Genomic DNA, 18707 nt, shown 5'->3' on the forward strand with positions numbered 1-18707 from the left:
CAATGCGGGGCTTTTCGTTATCAGCTCTCAACGCCGGACATCAATGCGCTTTGACCGCGCAGAGCGAATATCAATCGATTTTATTTCTTTGGTTCTGCTGCAGGCGTTGCCGGGGCTGCGGCTGGTGCGGCACTAGCGGCGGCGGGGGCAGCAGCAGGGGCTGGAGTGGCTGGTTCTTTAAACTGAGCGCCAGACTGATTGGCCATGTACACCACGGTACGTGCGATTTCAACATCATCCAAGTCTGGGTTGCCGCCCTTGGCCGGCATGGCGTTGAGGCCGTTCAGCGCGTGCGACAGCAGCTTCTCGTAGCCTTCGCTGATACGTGCTTTCCAGGCAGCCGGGTCGCCGACCTTAGGTGCGCCAGCGATACCGGCCGCATGGCAGGCTGCGCAGGTGGACTTGAAGACTTCTTCGCCGCTGAGGAGTTGTTTCGGTGCGCTGGCGTCGCGGAAGGTGAAGCCTTCGTCGGCAACCGGCTTGATGCGGGCTGCGACCATTTCAGGCGTCTGACTGGCCGAGCCGGCACCAGTCTTTTGAGCGTTCGTTACATATTGCACCAGAAGTACGATGCAGATGATGGGGACCAGAAAACCGGCCAATACTGCGGCAATCAGTTGTTTTGGCGTTTTGATTGCGGATTCGTGGTGTTCTTGATGTGCGTCGCTCATATTTCGTTCCCTCAGTGCAATATTCTTCGAAAGCGTTATCCTGATTTTGTGCTGCAAATCAGTGTCTATTACTGTTTAGAGAAGCGTTGTCTCGCCCAACCTTTGATTATAGACACAATGTAATTCGTTGGGAACGGAAAATAGTTGCTATGCGTGGACGCGCCAAGGGAAAAACTGTATCCTTCATCCCTCTTCGACGTTCACGTCCGACGCGGCTGTAGCTCAGTGGATAGAGTATTGGCCTCCGAAGCCAAGGGTCGTGGGTTCGATCCCCGCCAGCCGCACCAACCTATTATCTTGCGATTCAAATAATAGTCTCGTTTGTATTGTAATGAGCCATTTTTTCTTGCCGAATGATCGCGTTTTTGTCAGTCGCGTGTCAGATTATTCGGCGATCTGCGTGACTGTCCGCATTACCTTGCAGGTAATCGCGATTTTCCCAATTTTGCCCCATTATGCAGCTGTGTGTTAAAGCTCACATCTGACGTGTAACTTGACGATATAACGCCTTGATCGTGCGTTAAAAGTTTGACGAATCCAGACGCAAGCAATTATAATCGCCGGGCTTCTAAACCGCCGTCTGCTCATAATGAGTGCGGCCTGCACGATATTGGATATATATGCTGCGCATCGTCCTTATGCAGCTCGTGGCCATGGTCGTCGTCGCATGTACTGCTGGTTTGTTGGGCGGCGTATCTGCGTTGTGGTCTGCATTGCTGGGGGGGCTGTGTTGTGTCGTCCCCAATACTCTGTTTGCTCTGCGTCTATATATAAGTGCCCGCAAGCCTGAAGGGGCTAACCCGATGACGTTTTTATTCGGGGAATTTATCAAGATTGCTTCGACTCTTGCGCTCATGGGCGCAGTTGTTTGGTTGTATCGCGGTGTGAATTGGCTCGCATTTGTGCTGAGCTTCATCGTGGTGCTTAAAAGTTACTTAATTTTACTGTTTAGACATCGACCATGACCGCAGCCGATCACGCGCCTACAGCTTCAGAATACATCGTCCACCATCTCGGACATTTCTCTTCGCAACACCAAACCAAGATCGTTGATTTCTCGATCGTAAATGTGGATACCATCTTCTGGTCGGTGTTCTGTGGCGTGGTGGGTTGCCTGTTGATGTATCTGGCTGCACGCAAGGCCACTTCGGGCGTGCCGGGTCGTTTCCAGGCTTTCGTCGAAATGGTTGTTGAGATGGTCGAGGATCAATCCAAGGCTATCGTGCACGGCGACCGTACTTTCATCGCGCCACTCGCATTGACTGTGTTCGTTTGGGTCGCACTGATGAACTCTCTCGACTTTTTGCCGGTCGACCTGGTGTCAGGCATCATGCGTCTGGCTGGCCTCGGTGAAATTCATCACCGCATCGTTCCTACTGCCGACCTGAACGGTACGTTGGGCATCGCTCTGGGCGTGTTGGCACTGATGCTGTATTACAGTGTCAAGATCAAGGGAGCCGGTGGTTTTATTCATGAATTGTTTGCTGCGCCGTTCGGCATCTGGCTGGCGCCTTTCAATCTGCTTCTGAATATTATCGAATTTGCTGCTAAGACCGTGTCGCTGGGTATGCGGTTGTTCGGCAACATGTATGCGGGTGAGCTGTTGTTCTTGCTGATCGCATTGCTGGGTTCGGCTGCTACGGCGTTCGGCTTTGTCGGCCACGTTATTGCAGGTTCGATCTGGGCAATTTTCCACATCCTGATCGTGTTGCTGCAAGCATTCATTTTCATGATGTTGACACTGGTTTACCTCGGCCAGGCGCATGAGGCGCACTAACAAGGCTGCTGTACGGTTTTAGCTTTTTGGTTTGTTTTTTGATTTTTGTATTAACTTTAACTTTCTAAGGAATTGTCATGACTGATGTCTCTTTCGTTGCTTTGGCTTGCGGTTTGATCATTGGCCTGGGTGCTATCGGTGCTTGTATCGGTATCGCAATCATGGGCGGTAAGTACCTCGAAGCATCTGCACGTCAGCCAGAACTGATGAACACACTGCAAACCAAGATGTTCCTGCTGGCCGGTCTGATCGACGCTGCGTTCCTGATCGGTGTTGGTATCGCCATGTTGTTCGCATTTGCAAATCCGTTCATCGCGAAGTAATTCGGGCGGCATAGCCGATTCTCATTTTTGCCGGATTGATTAGTTCGGCACACGATATTCTGAGAAGGAAATTACCGTGAACTTAAATGCAACATTGTTTGCGCAGTTCGTGGTCTTCTTCATCCTCGCCGGCTTTACGATGAAATTCGTTTGGCCGCCGTTGATCAAGGCGCTCGACGAGCGCGCGAAGAAGATTGCGGACGGCTTGGCTGCTGCTGACCGCGGCAAGGCTGACCTGGCTGCCGCTGAAAAGCGCGTTCAGGCAGAGCTGGCAACAGCACGCGACGAAGGCCAAAAACGTATCGGTGACGCTGAAAAGCGTGCTCAGCTGATTATTGAAGAAGCAAAGAAAACCGCTTCCGAAGAAGCAGCGCGCATCATCGCCAATGCTAAGGCAGATGCAGAGCAGCAAGTGACCAAAGCGCGTGAAGACTTGCGCGGCGAAGTTGCGACCCTCGCGGTCAAAGGCGCCGAGCAGATTCTGAAGCGTGAAGTCAACGCGGCTGCACATGCCGAATTGCTGAACCAACTGAAAACAGAGCTGTAATATGGCCGAACTCGCAACGATTGCTCGCCCTTATGCAGAAGCCCTGTTCCGAGTGGCCAAAGCCGGCAGTTTGTCGGCCTGGTCCGATCTCGTTTCCGAGATGGCGCAAGTCGCAGCGCACCCTGATGTGAAAGCAGTTGCGCAAAATCCGGCACTGACGGATGCGCAGATTGCTTCCACGTTTGCGTCCGTTCTGAAAACACCATTGAGCGTCGAAGCCCAAAACTTCGTCAGCGCCTTGGTGGTAAACGGTCGTCTGACGCTGTTGCCTGAAATTGCCACACAATTCCATACGCTGAAAAACGCACAGGAAGGCGCCGCTGATGCAGAAATCACCAGTGCGTTTGAATTGTCCGATGCGCAGTTGAAGGATGTGGTCGCCACGCTGGAAAAGAAATTTGGTCGCAAGCTGACGCCAACCGTCAAGGTGGATAACGCGTTGATCGGCGGCGTGCGTGTGGTGGTCGGTGACGAAGTGTTCGATACCTCGGTGCGCGCGAAGCTGCAACAGTTACATGTTGCCTTGGCTGCATAAAACCTGGGCCTTGGCGTAACAGCCTAAGCGATAGAAAAATTTTTAGGAGTTAGTATGCAACTCAACGCATCTGAAATCAGCGAGCTGATCAAGAGCCGGATTCAAGGCCTTGGCGATACCGCTGAGATTCGCAATCAAGGCACGGTTATTTCCGTGTCCGACGGTATCTGCCGTATCCATGGTCTGTCTGACGTGATGCAAGGTGAGATGCTGGAATTTCCAGGCAACACTTTTGGTCTGGCGCTGAACCTCGAGCGCGATTCCGTTGGCGCCGTTATTCTGGGTGACTTCGAGCACATTTCCGAAGGCGATACAGTCAAATGTACCGGCCGTATCCTGGAAGTGCCTATCGGTCCGGAACTGCGCGGCCGTGTAGTGAATGCATTGGGCCAGCCTATCGACGGCAAGGGTCCGGTCAACACCAAGCTGACAGCCCCGATTGAAAAGATCGCGCCAGGCGTTATTGCCCGCCAATCTGTTTCTCAGCCAATGCAGACCGGCATCAAGTCGATCGACGCCATGGTGCCGATCGGTCGCGGTCAACGCGAACTGATCATCGGTGACCGTCAAACCGGCAAGACTGCTGTTGCGATTGATGCGATCATCAATCAAAAGGGCCAGGACGTGACATGTATCTATGTCGCGATCGGTCAAAAAGCATCGTCGATCAAGAACATCGTGCGCTCGCTGGAAGCACACGGCGCCATGGAGTACACCATCGTTGTTACTGCATCGGCTTCCGAGTCGGCTGCGATGCAATACCTGTCGGCCTACTCCGGATGCGCCATGGGCGAATACTTCCGTGACCGTGGTCAAGATGCGCTGATCGTGTATGACGATCTGTCCAAGCAAGCTGTTGCATACCGTCAGGTATCGCTGCTGCTGCGCCGTCCACCAGGCCGTGAAGCTTATCCTGGCGACGTGTTCTACCTCCACAGCCGTTTGCTGGAACGCGCAGCACGCGTGAACGAAAAGTACGTCGAAGATTTCACCAAGGGTGAAGTCAAGGGCAAGACTGGTTCGTTGACTGCACTGCCTATCATTGAAACGCAAGCAGGCGACGTTTCCGCCTTCGTTCCGACCAACGTGATTTCGATCACCGACGGTCAGATCTTCCTGGAAACATCGTTGTTCAACGCTGGTATCCGTCCTGCGATTAACGCCGGTATTTCGGTGTCGCGCGTCGGTGGCGCTGCTCAAACCAAGGTCATCAAGAGCCTGTCCGGCGGTATCCGTACCGACTTGGCGCAGTATCGTGAACTGGCTGCGTTCGCGCAGTTCGCTTCCGACCTGGATGAAGCGACCCGCAAGCAGCTGGACCGTGGCGCACGCGTTACCGAACTGTTGAAGCAAGCGCAATATTCGCCGTTGTCGATCTCGCTGATGGCCGTGACTTTGTTCGCAGTCAACAAGGGTTTCCTGGACAGCATCGAAGTCAAGCAGGTACTGCCGTTCGAAAGCGGTCTGCATAATTTCATGAAGACCAGCCACGCGCCATTGCTGCAAAAGATCGAAGAAACCAAGCAAATCGACAAAGATGGTGAAGCTGCATTGTCTGCTGCCGTTGCTGATTTCAAAAAATCGTTCGTAGCTTAATTTAACTGGAGCACGGAATGGCTACAGGTAAAGAGATACGCAGCAAGATCAAGAGCGTAGAAAATACGAAGAAGATCACCAAGGCGATGGAAATGGTTGCGGCCTCCAAAATGCGCAAAGCGCAGGACCGGATGCGTGCGGCACGTCCCTACAGTGAAAAGATTCGTCATATCGCGTCTAACTTGTCGCAAGCCAATCCAGAGTACACGCACCCGTTCATGGTGAAGCAGGACAACTCCAAGAACGTTGGTTTCATCGTCGTCACCACAGACAAAGGTCTGTGCGGCGGCATGAATACCAACTCCTTGCGTTTGCTGACCGCGAAACTGCGTGAGCTGGAAGGACAAGGAAACAAGGTTCAAGCTGTAGCGATCGGTAACAAGGGTCTGAGTTTTCTCAACCGGATCGGCGCGAAGGTCGTAGCGCATGCCGCACAACTGGGTGATACGCCGCATCTGGAAAAGCTGATCGGGCCGGTGAAAGTACTGCTTGATGCTTACCAGGAAGGTCGCCTGGATGCGGTTTATCTGGTGTACACCAAGTTCATCAACACGATGAAGCAAGAGCCGATGCTGCAGCAATTGCTGCCGTTGTCAGCTGATCGTCTTGAGGCTGATACTAAGGCTGGTGATGCAGGTTCGCATTCCTGGGACTACATTTACGAGCCAGATGTGCAAAGCGTCATCGATGAATTGCTGGTGCGTTATGTAGAAGCGCTGATTTACCAGGCTGTCGCAGAAAACATGGCGTCCGAGCAATCGGCGCGGATGGTGGCGATGAAGTCTGCCAGCGATAATGCGGGTAACGTGATCGGCGAATTGAAACTGGTTTACAACAAGACTCGTCAAGCTGCGATTACCAAGGAACTCTCGGAAATCGTTGCCGGTGCGGCTGCGGTGTAACGCGCAAACTGCGCTTAACAGAACTTAATTTTATATATTGAAGGAACGAAAATGGCTGATGGCAAAATCGTTCAGTGTATCGGCGCTGTGGTGGACGTTGAATTCCCACGTGACGCGATGCCTAAGATTTACGACGCCTTGAAGATGGATGGCTCGGAACTGACGCTGGAAGTACAACAACAGCTGGGCGACGGCGTAGTCCGTACCATTGCGCTGGGTACATCCGACGGTTTGCGCCGCGGCATGGCAATCAAGAACACAGGCCAACCAATTATGGTGCCGACCGGTAAAGCAACACTGGGTCGTATCATGGACGTACTGGGCAACCCGATTGATGAATGCGGTCCGGTGAGCCACGCAACGACGGCCTCGATTCACCGTAAGGCTCCTGCGTACGACGAACTGTCGCCATCGCAAGAGTTGCTGGAAACCGGCATCAAGGTTATCGACCTCGTTTGTCCGTTTGCCAAGGGCGGTAAAGTCGGTCTGTTCGGTGGCGCGGGTGTGGGCAAGACCGTGAACATGATGGAACTGATCAACAACATCGCCAAGGCGCACAGCGGCTTGTCCGTGTTTGCCGGTGTTGGTGAACGTACTCGTGAAGGCAACGACTTCTATCACGAAATGGCTGACGCCAAGGTTGTGGATCTGGAAAACCCGGAAAACTCCAAGGTTGCCATGGTCTACGGTCAGATGAATGAGCCTCCTGGCAACCGTCTGCGCGTGGCGCTGACTGGCTTGACGATCGCTGAAGGCTTCCGTGACGAAGGTAAAGACGTGCTGTTCTTCGTCGACAATATCTACCGTTACACACTGGCCGGTACTGAAGTTTCCGCGCTGCTGGGCCGTATGCCTTCCGCCGTGGGTTACCAGCCTACGCTGGCTTCGGAAATGGGCCAACTGCAAGAGCGTATTACTTCGACTAAGACTGGTTCGATCACATCGATCCAGGCCGTCTACGTTCCAGCGGATGACTTGACCGACCCGTCCCCTGCTACTACGTTTGCTCACTTGGATTCGACCGTCGTTCTGTCGCGTGACATCGCTTCGCTGGGTATCTACCCTGCGGTCGATCCACTCGATTCGACATCGCGCCAACTGGATCCGCAAGTCGTTGGTCAAGAGCACTACGAAACAGCACGCGCTGTTCAAGGTATTCTGCAACGCTACAAAGAATTGCGCGACATTATCGCGATTCTGGGTATGGACGAACTGGCTCCGGAAGACAAGCTGCTGGTCGCGCGTGCTCGTAAGATGCAACGTTTCCTGTCGCAGCCTTTCCACGTTGCTGAAGTGTTTACCGGTTCGCCAGGTAAATACGTTTCGCTGAAAGATACGATCAAGGGCTTCAAGATGATCGCTAGCGGCGAACTCGATCACTTGCCGGAACAAGCGTTCTACATGGTTGGCACGATCGAAGAAGCAATCGAAAAGGCCAAGAAGATCAACTAAGATCTCTTGATTCTCGCGATGCCGCCCTTGCTTGAAATTAAGCGGGGCGGCTGAACGGATAGGAAACGACATGGCACATACTATTCACGTTGACGTAGTCTCCGCCGAAGAAGAAATCTTCTCCGGTGAGGCGGAATTCGTCGCGTTGCCGGGTGAAGCGGGTGAGCTGGGGATTTATCCTCGTCACACTCCCTTGATCACGCGCATCAAGCCGGGTGCAGTACGCATCAAGATCCCTGGCCAGGCGCAAGACGAGTTCGTTTTCGTCGCCGGCGGTTTGCTGGAAGTGCAACCTGATACCGTCACTGTTCTCGCTGACACCGCAATTCGCGGTTCGGATCTGGATGAAGCCAAAGCAAGCGCTGCGAAGAAACTCGCAGAAGAAGCGTTGGCAAGTCGCGATTCGAAGATCGATTACGCAGCAGCACAAGCCGAACTGGCAACTGCTATAGCGCAATTGGCAGCGATTCAGAGGTTGCGTCAGAAGCGTTAATTCGCTTGGCACTGCAAGCATTTCGCGATCAGTCATTCAGCATTAGTAAAAAAGGCAGCTTCGGCTGTCTTTTTTATTTTCAAGGCTATTGCACCAAACTTCTTGTCTTTCCTGCACAGATTCATCTCTTCAGGCGCCTGATTACGCGTATCGCCAGTTACACACAGCTCGCACGGGTGGCCCATGGCGACGGTACAGCAGTCTCACTCCTGATGAGGTAAAGTGGAACGTCGTGTCCCATGAAGAAAGCCATCATCCATGAATGCAAACACCGCACCCAAACCGATCATCGCCGTCGTCGGATTATCGAGTCGTCCGGATCGTCCCAGCTATGACGTCAGCGCGTACATGCAGCACCACGGCTACCGCATCGTCGCCGTCAACCCCATGTATGCCGGGACGCAGATATTGGGCGAATATTGTTACGCGAATTTGCAGGACGCGGCGGCGGCACTTGCCGGCGCCGGCCTGAAAATCGATATCGTTGATTGCTTTCGCAAATCGGCCGACATCCCGCCGGTGGTCGACGAGGCGATTGACATCGGTGCCACCTGCGTGTGGATGCAGCAGGGGATCGTCAATGAAGCCGCTGCTGTCAAAGCGCAGCGGGCAGGGCTGGTCGTCATTATGGATCGTTGCCTCAAGATCGATCACGCCATGGGAATTACGCATGGCGTGTTGTAGTCCAACTGCTTCCACGGTTTGAATGAGCCGAATCCACCCGCAATCAAGGAGACATGTGTGAGCATCCGCGAGCAATTTCGAGCGACAAAGAAAACCGATATCAAGGACGAGAATGCGGCCGCAAAGCCTCTGTCCAGCGGTGATAAAACGGCAGATAAATTGCAGATTCAGGCGATCGCAGAACAAATCGGCGAGCTACAGGCCATGTTGTACGCCGCGAACGACAAAAAAGTACTCGTGGTGTTGCAAGGGATGGATACCAGCGGCAAAGATGGCACCGTCAATGGCGTCTTTGGCAGTATTAATCCGGAAGGCATCCGTGTCATCAGCTACAAAGCGCCCAGTACGCTGGAGCTGCAGCACGACTATCTCTGGCGCATCCACCAGCAGGTGCCCCGGAAGGGCGAAATTGCGGTCTTCAATCGCAGTCATTACGAAGACGTGCTGATCACACGCGTGCACGACTGGATCGACGCTGCTGAGTGCAAACGGCGCTACGCACAGATTAACGACTTCGAACGCATGCTGAGTGAGACCGGCACCGTCATCATCAAATTCTTCCTGCATATCTCCAAAGAAGAGCAGCGCGCGCGTTTGCAAGAACGTGTCGACGATCCAACCAAGCATTGGAAATTCGACATAGGCGATCTCGAGGAACGCAAAAGCTGGGACGACTATCAAAAGGTGTACAGTCAGGCGATTCAAGCTACCGACGCTGATCACGCGCCCTGGTATCTGATTCCGGCGAATTCCAAGACGCATCGAAATCTGGCGATCGCCAACATCGTGCTGGAAACCATGCAAGACATGAAGCTTGCGTACCCGCCAGCAAAGAAAGAGCTCATCGACTTGAAGGTCAAGTAACATGCGACGCTGGCTTCCGGAGATTTTCGCCTTGCCGTTGTTGCCATGGTTGCTGGCACAAGGCAAGCGTACGCGGAGGATCACGCCGCGCATGCCGGAAGCTGCCGGCGAGCGTCATGGTATCTGCGTGCCTGCGCAACCGGTATCGCCTGAAGCGACACCTTATTCTTTACTCGCCATTGGTGAATCTCCTGTCGCCGGTGTCGGCGTTGTCACACAGGAGCAAGCCATCACGGCGCAACTGGCGCACAATTTGGCGCTGCGTTGGCAGCGCCCGGTAAGTTGGATCGCCTTCGGCAAAAACGGTGCGACAGTGGCGGATGCAATCCGCGATGTGGCACCGCAATTACCGAACGGGAAAGTGAATGTGGTACTGATCGCTTTTGGCGTGAACGACAGTACCGCTTTCCGCAGTAGTGCTCGCTACCGCGCGGATCTCGCCACCTTGACGCAACTGGTGCAACAGCGTCTGCATCCTGACTTGCTGGTGATCGCCGGGGTGCCGCCGCTGCGTCTGTTTCCGGCGCTGCCGCAACCTTTGCGGCATGTACTTGGATTGAAGGCAGACACGCTTAGTGACGCAGCAAAGGCGCTGGCCTCCGCGACGCCGCAGACGATCTTCGTGCCGGTGGAAAGCAATGCGCGCGATCGTTCGCTGATGGCCGTCGACGGCTATCATCCGTCGACATCAGGTGTGATTTTATGGGCGGAGCAACTTGCTGCAGCTATCAACGACAGCATGGGCAAGCACTCTCGCTTCTGACAGGGGAAGTCCTTTGAGGTAGGCGACCGGGCCGAACCAGACTACCTGTGGCTATTCTGGTTCAGTGAGCCGCCTCAACGTAGTCATGTCAGTGCAGCCACTTGTTGACGATACGGTCATAGTCGCCGGTCGCCTTCAGCATGTGCATCCAGGCATCAACGAACTCTTTGAAGGCGACATCCGCGCGCGGCAGCATGAAAGCCTTCTCGGCAAATTGCAGCGGCTTGTCCGGATTGATCGGGCAAAGCTCCGGATGCAGTTTGGCCTGCCACAACACTTCGCTTGAATCGGTCACCATTACGTCCGCCTTGCCATCAACGATTTGCTGGAAAATCGTCACATTGTCCGGATGCAAGACCAGTTGCGCCTGCTTGAAGTTGGCGCGGGCAAAACGCTCATTCGTTCCGCCAGGATTGAAAATCGCGCGCGTTGTCGGCTTGTCGATCATGTCCAGCGTCTGGAATTTGGCCGCATCGGCACAGCGTACGATAGGTGCCTTGCCGTCGACCATGTGCGCTGCCGCAAACGACACCTTCTTCAAGCGATCCAGCGTGACCGACACGCCGCCCATGGCGACATCGCATTTGGACAGAAAGTCGTTCATCAGCGTCGGCCAACTGGTTTTCACAAGTTGCACTTCAACGCCAAGCGCCTTGCCCAGCGATTGCGCCAGATCGACGTCGATGCCTTCAAAGCTGTTGTCTGCCTTGAAATAAGTAAAAGGTTTGTAATCACCGGTCATGCACACGCGCAGCTTGCCGTTCTTGAGCACCTCGTCGAGGCGGCTGCTCTCTGCGGCTTGTGCCGCCTGCATGGACAGACCCGCGCAAAGCAAGCCGAACGCAATCAACCATTTCTTCATGTCATCCTCCTGATTATTTTATTGAGCGGAGACGATAGCACGCAGGTTTCCCGTCATCAATCCATCCTGCCAAAATGATTGGGTGGCCAACTTGGGCAAGATCTCTGATTTCCCGTTTGGGTGCGATAATAGCGGATTGCCGACTTGCTCCACACGATCGCTCATGCCCCAATTTGCTCCGCTGAAAAACGACACCTTCCTGCGCGCTTTGCTGCGCCAGCCGACTGATTACACGCCGATGTGGCTGATGCGCCAGGCTGGCCGCTATTTGCCTGAATATCGCGCCACACGCGCTCGTGCGGGCTCCTTCCTGGGTCTGGCGAAGAATCCTGATTACGCCACCGAAGTCACCCTGCAACCGCTGGAGCGCTATCCATTGGATGCCGCGATCCTGTTCTCAGACATCCTGACCGTGCCGGATGCGATGGGACTTGGCTTGTTCTTTGCCGATGGCGAAGGCCCAAAATTCGAACGCCCGCTGCGCGACGAAAAAGCTGTCATGGCCTTGCAGGCGCCTGAACTGGGCAGTCTGCAATATGTATTCGACGCTGTGACGCAGATCCGCACTGAGCTGAACGGCCGTGTGCCGCTGATCGGCTTCTCCGGCAGTCCGTGGACGCTGGCGTGCTACATGGTGGAAGGCGGCGGATCGGACGACTTCCGCACCGTCAAGACCATGCTCTACGACCGTCCTGATCTGATGCATCACATCCTCAAGACCAACGCGGCAGCAGTGGCTGCCTATCTGAACGCGCAAATTGACGCCGGCGCACAGGCCGTGATGATTTTCGACACCTGGGGCGGAGCGCTTGCCGATGGCATCTATCAGGAGTTCTCACTGCAATACATGGCCGACGTCATGCGCCAGCTCAAGCGCGAGAAGGATGGCGTCACCATTCCCGCCATCGTCTTTACCAAAGGCGGTGGGCTGTGGCTTGAACAAATTGCCGCTATCGGCACTGACGCCGTCGGATTAGACTGGACTGTCAATCTGGCCGACGCGCGTCGCCGTGTCGGCGATAAGGTCGCTTTGCAAGGCAATCTTGACCCTAATGTCCTCTTTGCCGGCCACGCACAGATCCAGGCAGAAGTACGCAAGCTGCTGACCTCATTCGGCAAGCCGACCGCCGGTAATGGCCATGTTTTCAACCTTGGCCACGGCATCTCGCAATTCACGCCACCTGATGCTGTCACCGTGTTGGTCGAGGCTGTTCATGGCATCAGCCGCGAGCTGCGCCAATAAAGTGAACGATTTCTGCGGAGAAGATTAAACCTACTTAGTCGCATGCGGTATGTGGAGGGAATTTTAGTAATCTGCCATCACTTATGCACAAAGGAAGGGCTTTCCTTAGTAGGAATCATTCATATCCATATTTAAAATTTCTTCGATTTGCGAATTGCCTAAGTCATTGATTTTAAATATGTTTGTTTCTTGCATGGGTTTTGTGCAAACTATCAAGATCCGCATGAAATGTGGGCTGTAGCCCTGTCAAGAGGGAGTTGCCCACAAAGTTATCCACAGGATTTGTGGATAGTTGAAAAAGCACTTATGAAACCGAGAGTTACGTGAACTTTTCAAGTTTTACTTGAGAAATACTTAGGAATTCTTACCGCCGTGCCAGGGTTTTTCTGACAAATTTTTCTTGACAGAAACTGGTGCAGACGATCTTCTTGCGATGCCGTTTCGGTGCGAATATTCGGACTTATGCACAAATTTTCTTTTGTGCGCGGCAATAATAAAAAATTAAAAAATTTTTTCGAGCCATCCAATGTGTTTTGTAACCTATTGATTTTAAAGAATATAAATTTTGCTTTTGATTTGGGCAATTTATTGAAACCCGCAGCCAGACTGGGAAAAGCGCTGTCAAGCCCGAGTTGTGCACAAAGTTATCCACAGCTTGTGTGGATAGTTTAAAAAGTGGTTATGAAACCGTTAGTTAGGTCACCTTTTCAGGAATTACATTAAGTTCGTGGAACAACGCATCCTTCAGATCGCCCTCGATACCCCGCTTGACAGAATCTTCGACTATCGCTGGCGTGCAGGTGCTGTCGCCGACGAGGCAGAACCGCAAGTCGGGCAACTGGCGATCGTGCCTTTTGGCCGACGCGAAGTCGCCGGGATGATTGTAGGGTTAGCCGACCAGACGGATGTGCCTCTGGATAAGCTCAAGGACGTCATCGCCGTGCGCAGCCAGCTGTCGCCCTTGTCGGCGCAGTGGCGGGCGTTGTGCAGTTTCGCCGCCGATTATTATCAGCGTCCTCTGGGCGAAGTCGCGCTACCCGGTCTGCCGAAGAACTTGCGCACCCTCACCACAACTGCGCTGGATCGCGCCTTGAAGAAACTTGGCAAGCTGACCGCCAATCACGACGGCAGCCCCGTCAATACACCACAATTGAAGCCCGAGCAGCAAGAGGCGGTCGATGCCATCGCCACGGCGCAAGGTTTTGCGCCCTTGCTGCTGTATGGCGTGACCGGCAGTGGCAAGACTGAAGTCTATCTGCAAGCCGCCGCACGCATTCTTGCCCAGAGCGAAGCGGTCGGCGAAGTCGCGCAGATTCTGGTGCTGGTGCCGGAAATCAACCTGACGCCTCAGCTCGAATCCAATATCCGCGCAAGATTCCCCGGTGTGCACGTGGTCACCCTGCACAGCGGCCTGGCGGAAGGCGAGCGCACGCTCAACTGGCTGGCGGCGCATCAGGGCCAGGCGCGCATCGTGCTCGGCACGCGTCTGGCGATTTTGTCCTCGTTGCCGCATCTCAAACTCATTGTGATCGATGAGGAGCACGACCCGTCTTACAAGCAGCAGGAAGGCTTGCGCTATTCCGCACGCGATCTGGCGGTGTGGCGCGCGCATCAGTTGGGGATTCCGGTGGTGCTGGGCTCAGCCACGCCATCGCTGGAAACCTGGCAGCACACGCAAGCCGGGCGTTATCGCAAGCTGCAGTTGCGCGAACGCGCGGTGCGGGATGCCGTGCTGCCCACGGTGAAGATGATCGACATGGAGCGCGATCGCCCCAATGATGGTCTGACGTCCACCTTGGTCGCGGCATTGAAGTTGCGTCTGGAGCGCGGCGAACAATCCTTACTGTTTCTTAACCGGCGCGGTTATGCGCCGGTGCTCAACTGCGACGCCTGCGGCTGGATCAGCAATTGCATGCGCTGCACCTCATTCATGGTGCTGCACAAGCCGGAGCGCCGTCTGCGCTGCCACCATTGCAGCCTTGAGTTATATATCCCCAAAGCCTGCCCGACTTGCGGCAATGTCGACTTGCAACCGTTGGGGCGCGGTACGCAGCGGGTCGAAGAGGGCTTGCAGGCGATGTTCCCGGAGGCGCGCGTCTTGCGTATCGATGCTGACTCGACCCGGCTGAAAGGAGCGGCGCAGAACGCTTTCGACAGCGTGCATCGCGGTGACGTGGATATTCTGATTGGCACGCAAATGGTCGCCAAAGGCCACGATTTCAAGCGCCTGACACTGGTCGGCGTGATGAACCCGGATACGGCGCTGTTTTCGCACGATTACCGTGCGAGCGAGCGTTTGTTCGCCCAACTGATGCAGGTCGCAGGCCGTGCCGGTCGTGCGGGGCAAAAAGAGGGCGGGTCACCCAGTGAAGTGTTGATTCAGAGTCGTTATCCCCATCACCCGCTCTACGGCGCGGTGGCGGCACATGACTACGACGGGTTTGCCACCCAGTTGCTGGAAGAGCGGCAGCAAGCGGCATTGCCGCCGTTCATCTATCAGGCCTTGTTGCGTGCCGAAGCTGCAGAGATCGATATTGCGCTGGCCTTCCTGAAGGACGCGGCAACTTGCCTGGAACATACCGGTATCACTATTAATGATCCGATTCCCATGACCATGACGCGTGTAGCCAATGTGGAGCGTGCGCAATTGCTGATTGAATGCGCTTCGCGGCCAGCGCTGCAAGCCTTCCTGAGGGACTGGCTGGATGTCTTGCGGCAAATGAAGACACGCGCCAAATGGTCGCTGGAAGTTGATCCGGTCGATATCTGAGCTGCTTCCCCTCACCGTTCATCGTATAAAGCCCGCTGTATTTTCCCTCATCCCGCAGTTCGTCGCATGGAGATGGGAAACTTCGCCTGCTCTACCTAGCATGACGCCGTTCCTTTTACTCTTCAGGAGTTGTCATGCTGTATCAAATTCTCATTCATACGCCTCTCTGGGTCTGGGCCATGCTGGGCTTTTTGGCCTATCGTGGCTGGTCGGCCGGCTTTGATCGCGAAACGCTGATCGTCAAGGTAGCGCTGGTTCCGCTATTGATGCTCGGTTTGTCGGGGCATGGCCTGTACGAGCTGGCGCATGCCGATGCGTTGGTGTTGGGTGCGGCACTATTGGCTGCGCTCGCCAGCGGTATCGCCAGCTGGACTGCTGCCGGCAAGGCCGGTACGGTTGCTTACCCGGAGCGCGGCACGGTCTTCCTGCGTGGAAGCTGGTTTCCCTTGATGATGATGACGGGTGTTTTTGCCGTCAAATATGCGATGGGCGTGTTGACCGCCATGCATTCGCCTTGGGCGCAGGGCGGATTGGTCGTCATCGCAGTTGGCGTGCTGTATGGCTTGTTTATTGGTGTTTCGGCGGGGCGTATGTTGCGAATTTTGCATCTTTATCGTCGGGCACAGCTACCGGCGGCAGAGTTGAGTGTCTGATTGCGGGCGTCCACCTTCAGTGATCCGTTAATACGCCTTCAATCTGAGTACGGCAAGCCGGTATAATCCGGGGTTTATATATTCATCAATGTGCGGCGTGTGTCGTCTGTAGTTTGTTTTCGACCTGCCTCGCCGCCGACCCCTCTGTCTCCATGCTTGCTCAACAAAAACAACGCATCACCGAATTATTCCAAGCCGCGCTGGCGCCGCTGATCGCCGGTACCGACCTGACGCCGACCGTCACGCTTGAGCGTCCGCGCGACCCGTCGCATGGCGACATTGCCTGCAACCTGGCCATGCAACTGGCCAAACCGCTCAAGAAAAACCCACGCGAACTGGCGCAAGCACTGGTCGATGGCGTGTTGTCTCAGCCCGGGCGTGAAGAGCTGATTTCCTCCGCCGACATCGCCGGCCCTGGTTTCATCAACCTGCGCGTGGCTGATGCCGCCAAGCAGGCCGTCGTCAAGACCATCCTGGCCGAAGGCGCGCAATACGGCAAGAGCAACGCCGGCGCCGGCAAGAAGGTGCTGGTCGAGTTTGTTTCCGCCAATCCGACCGGCCCGCTGCACGTCGGTCATGGCCGTCAGGGCGCACTCGGCGACGCCATGTCGGCGCTGCTGCAATCGCAGGGCTACGACGTCTTGCGCGAGTTTTACTACAACGACGCCGGCGTGCAGATCGCCACGCTGGCGACCTCCGTACAGGCGCGCGGCAAGGGCTTCAAGCCGGGCGATGCGGAGTGGCCTGAATCGGCTTACAACGGTGACTACATCGCCGACATCGCCGAAGACTTCAAGGCAAAGAAAACCGTCTCCGCCAGCGACGGTGAACCGGCAACCGCCAGCGGTGATGTCGAGGACATCGAATCGATCCGCCGTTTTGCCGTGGCCTATCTGCGTCGCGAGCAGGATCTGGATCTGCAGGCTTTCGGCGTCAAGTTCGACAACTACTATCTGGAATCGTCGCTCTACACCGAGGGCAAGGTTACCGCTGCCGTCGAGGCGCTGATCAAGGCCGGCAAGACGTATGAGCTGGACGGCGCGCTGTGGCTCAAGACCACCGACTATGGCGACGATAAAGATCGCGTCATGAAAAAGACCGACGGCACCTATACCTACTTCGTGCCTGACGTTGCGTATCACATCACCAAATGGCAGCGCGGCTACGGCAAGGTCATCAACGTGCAGGGCAGCGACCACCACGGCACCATCGCGCGCGTACGCGCCGGTTTGCAGGCGGCCAATGTCGGCATTCCGCAAGGCTATCCCGACTACGTGCTGCACAAGATGGTCACCGTGATGAAGAACGGCGAAGAGGTGAAAATCTCCAAGCGCGCTGGTTCCTACGTCACCTTGCGCGACCTGATCGAATGGTCGAACGGTACTGAAGCCGAGGCTGGCGATCTGACCCGCGGAAGAGACGCCGTGCGCTTCTTCCTGATCTCGCGCAAGGCAGACAGCGAATTCGTGTTCGACGTTGACGTCGCGCTGACCCGCAACGACGAAAACCCGGTCTACTACGTCCAGTACGCACATGCGCGGATCTGCTCGGTGCTGAACCAATGGGCCGGCGACGACACGACCTTGGATCAGGTCGCCGATCTGTCGCCGCTGACCGCGCCGCGCGAAGTCAGCCTGCTGGCCAAGCTGGCCGAATATCCGGAAGCGCTGGCGCACGCCCTGCAAGAGCTGGGCCCGCATCAGGTGGCTTTCTATCTGCGCGATCTGGCAGGCGAGTTGCATAGCTACTACAATGCAGAACGCGTGCTGGTCGACGATGTCCCAACCAAGATGGCGCGTCTGGCCTTAATGAGCGCCACGCGCCAGGTGTTGCGTAATGGTCTGGCGCTGATCGGCGTATCCGCTCCGTCAAGAATGTAACTCTGCAGATGAATACACAAGTGAAACAACACCAACCGAATCTTCGCAAGCAAGCCGGCGGCACTTTCCTCGGTCTCATTCTCGGTCTTATCGTCGGCCTCGGCATTGCTGTCGTGGTGGCGCTGATGATCACCAAGTCGCCGATTCCCTTCGTCAACAAGGTGATCAAGCAAGAACGCACCGAACTGTCGCCTGGCCAGGCCGCCGATCCGAACAAGCCGCTGTACGGCAACAAGGACGTCACCAAGGAAGCGCCGCCTGCGCCAAAGGATCCGGATCAGAAACCTGCTCCTGATGCCAAGAAGCCGGACACGCCTCCGGCGCCGCCAAAGACCGCAGACGTGCCGAAAGACAAGGATAAGCTGGCAGCAATCACCAAGGATCAGTCCGCCAAATCCGACAGTACCGTTGACGACAAGTGGACCTATTTCCTGCAGACCGGTGCATTCCGCGAGCAGGCCGATGCCGAGAACGCACGCGCCAAACTGGCGCTGTTGGGATTCGAAGCCAAGGTCAGTGAACGTCCATCCGACAACGGTACTTTGTACCGTGTGCGTATCGGTCCGATTGCCCAGTCCGAGACAGTGAACCGGATGCGCAGCAAGTTGTCTGACAGCGGCATCGATGCCGCCATCGTGCGCATTCCAAAATAATTTTTAATTGATCGTTTATTTGCGCTTTACCACTGCCGT

At 55.3% G+C, this 18707-nt stretch carries 19 protein-coding genes and 1 tRNA gene; 18 read left to right on the forward strand and 2 right to left on the reverse strand.

The genetic code is table 11. The features are described 5' to 3' along the window. Positions 1–80: 80 nt before the first annotated feature. A complete protein-coding gene (locus PQR63_RS16575) occupies positions 81–671 on the reverse strand; it encodes a c-type cytochrome (RefSeq protein ID WP_408169108.1) in 591 nt (196 codons plus the stop codon). Between the two features lie 211 nt (positions 672–882). Here PQR63_RS16575 and PQR63_RS16580 point away from each other — a divergent pair. The 13 genes from PQR63_RS16580 (at position 883) to PQR63_RS16640 (ending at position 10607) form a co-directional block, all read left to right on the forward strand. After that, positions 883–958 (forward strand) — tRNA-Arg (locus tag PQR63_RS16580). A gap of 333 nt (positions 959–1291) precedes the next feature. Beyond that, a complete protein-coding gene (locus tag PQR63_RS16585; protein ID WP_408169109.1) occupies positions 1292–1636 on the forward strand; it encodes an ATP synthase subunit I in 345 nt (114 codons plus the stop codon). Continuing rightward, a complete protein-coding gene (gene atpB, locus PQR63_RS16590; RefSeq protein WP_408169110.1) occupies positions 1633–2448 on the forward strand; it encodes a F0F1 ATP synthase subunit A in 816 nt (271 codons plus the stop codon). The genes PQR63_RS16585 and atpB overlap by 4 nt, the downstream gene beginning before the upstream one ends. Positions 2449–2525: 77 nt before the next feature. Next, positions 2526–2771, forward strand: coding sequence for a F0F1 ATP synthase subunit C (gene atpE, locus PQR63_RS16595; RefSeq protein WP_006461334.1), 246 nt, complete (start codon positions 2526–2528; stop codon positions 2769–2771). 76 nt (positions 2772–2847) lie between these two features. Next, entirely contained in the window at positions 2848–3318 is a 471-nt protein-coding gene (locus PQR63_RS16600; RefSeq protein WP_094562323.1) for a F0F1 ATP synthase subunit B, read from the forward strand. Position 3319: 1 nt separating this feature from the next. Beyond that, positions 3320–3853: a F0F1 ATP synthase subunit delta gene (locus PQR63_RS16605; RefSeq protein ID WP_408169111.1), complete on the forward strand. Its 534-nt coding sequence runs from the start codon at positions 3320–3322 to the stop codon at positions 3851–3853. 54 nt (positions 3854–3907) lie between these two features. Next, the gene (gene atpA, locus PQR63_RS16610; protein WP_016835149.1) at positions 3908–5449 is read left to right on the forward strand and encodes a F0F1 ATP synthase subunit alpha; all 1542 of its coding nucleotides are present in this window, start codon (positions 3908–3910) and stop codon (positions 5447–5449) included. Positions 5450–5466: 17 nt separating this feature from the next. Beyond that, a complete protein-coding gene (atpG, locus tag PQR63_RS16615; protein ID WP_408169112.1) occupies positions 5467–6351 on the forward strand; it encodes a F0F1 ATP synthase subunit gamma in 885 nt (294 codons plus the stop codon). A gap of 51 nt (positions 6352–6402) precedes the next feature. After that, positions 6403–7803 carry a F0F1 ATP synthase subunit beta gene (gene atpD / locus PQR63_RS16620; protein ID WP_408169113.1) on the forward strand — a complete coding sequence of 467 codons (1401 nt, stop codon included), beginning with the start codon at positions 6403–6405 and terminating at the stop codon, positions 7801–7803. 70 nt (positions 7804–7873) lie between these two features. Further along, entirely contained in the window at positions 7874–8296 is a 423-nt protein-coding gene (locus PQR63_RS16625) for a F0F1 ATP synthase subunit epsilon (RefSeq protein WP_408169114.1), read from the forward strand. A gap of 258 nt (positions 8297–8554) precedes the next feature. Next, positions 8555–8980 carry a CoA-binding protein gene (locus PQR63_RS16630; RefSeq protein ID WP_408169115.1) on the forward strand — a complete coding sequence of 142 codons (426 nt, stop codon included), beginning with the start codon at positions 8555–8557 and terminating at the stop codon, positions 8978–8980. A gap of 57 nt (positions 8981–9037) precedes the next feature. Then, positions 9038–9844, forward strand: a complete 807-nt coding sequence (locus tag PQR63_RS16635; protein WP_408169116.1) for a PPK2 family polyphosphate kinase — start codon at positions 9038–9040, stop codon at positions 9842–9844. Between the two features lies 1 nt (position 9845). Continuing rightward, a complete protein-coding gene (locus PQR63_RS16640; protein WP_408169117.1) occupies positions 9846–10607 on the forward strand; it encodes an SGNH/GDSL hydrolase family protein in 762 nt (253 codons plus the stop codon). Between the two features lie 88 nt (positions 10608–10695). On the opposite strand, the gene PQR63_RS16645 is transcribed toward PQR63_RS16640, so the two are convergent. Further along, positions 10696–11469 carry a transporter substrate-binding domain-containing protein gene (locus PQR63_RS16645; RefSeq protein ID WP_408169118.1) on the reverse strand — a complete coding sequence of 258 codons (774 nt, stop codon included), beginning with the start codon at positions 11467–11469 and terminating at the stop codon, positions 10696–10698. Between the two features lie 163 nt (positions 11470–11632). Between PQR63_RS16645 and hemE the strand changes: the two genes are divergently transcribed. The 5 genes from hemE to PQR63_RS16670 all read left to right on the forward strand — a co-directional run bounded on the left by hemE (position 11633) and on the right by PQR63_RS16670 (position 18668). Beyond that, positions 11633–12712, forward strand: coding sequence for a uroporphyrinogen decarboxylase (hemE, locus tag PQR63_RS16650; protein ID WP_408169119.1), 1080 nt, complete (start codon positions 11633–11635; stop codon positions 12710–12712). A 727-nt stretch (positions 12713–13439) separates the two neighbouring features. After that, a complete protein-coding gene (locus PQR63_RS16655; protein ID WP_408169120.1) occupies positions 13440–15482 on the forward strand; it encodes a primosomal protein N' in 2043 nt (680 codons plus the stop codon). Positions 15483–15616: 134 nt separating this feature from the next. Continuing rightward, positions 15617–16135 carry a DUF6622 family protein gene (locus tag PQR63_RS16660; protein WP_408169121.1) on the forward strand — a complete coding sequence of 173 codons (519 nt, stop codon included), beginning with the start codon at positions 15617–15619 and terminating at the stop codon, positions 16133–16135. 152 nt (positions 16136–16287) lie between these two features. Continuing rightward, positions 16288–18015: an arginine--tRNA ligase gene (gene argS / locus PQR63_RS16665; protein ID WP_408169122.1), complete on the forward strand. Its 1728-nt coding sequence runs from the start codon at positions 16288–16290 to the stop codon at positions 18013–18015. Between the two features lie 8 nt (positions 18016–18023). Further along, positions 18024–18668 carry an SPOR domain-containing protein gene (locus PQR63_RS16670; protein WP_408169123.1) on the forward strand — a complete coding sequence of 215 codons (645 nt, stop codon included), beginning with the start codon at positions 18024–18026 and terminating at the stop codon, positions 18666–18668. Positions 18669–18707: the final 39 nt, after the last annotated feature.

The organism is Herbaspirillum rhizosphaerae (assembly GCF_046025915.1).
In the GTDB taxonomy this organism is placed as follows: Bacteria; Pseudomonadota; Gammaproteobacteria; order Burkholderiales; family Burkholderiaceae_D; genus Herbaspirillum; species Herbaspirillum rhizosphaerae_A.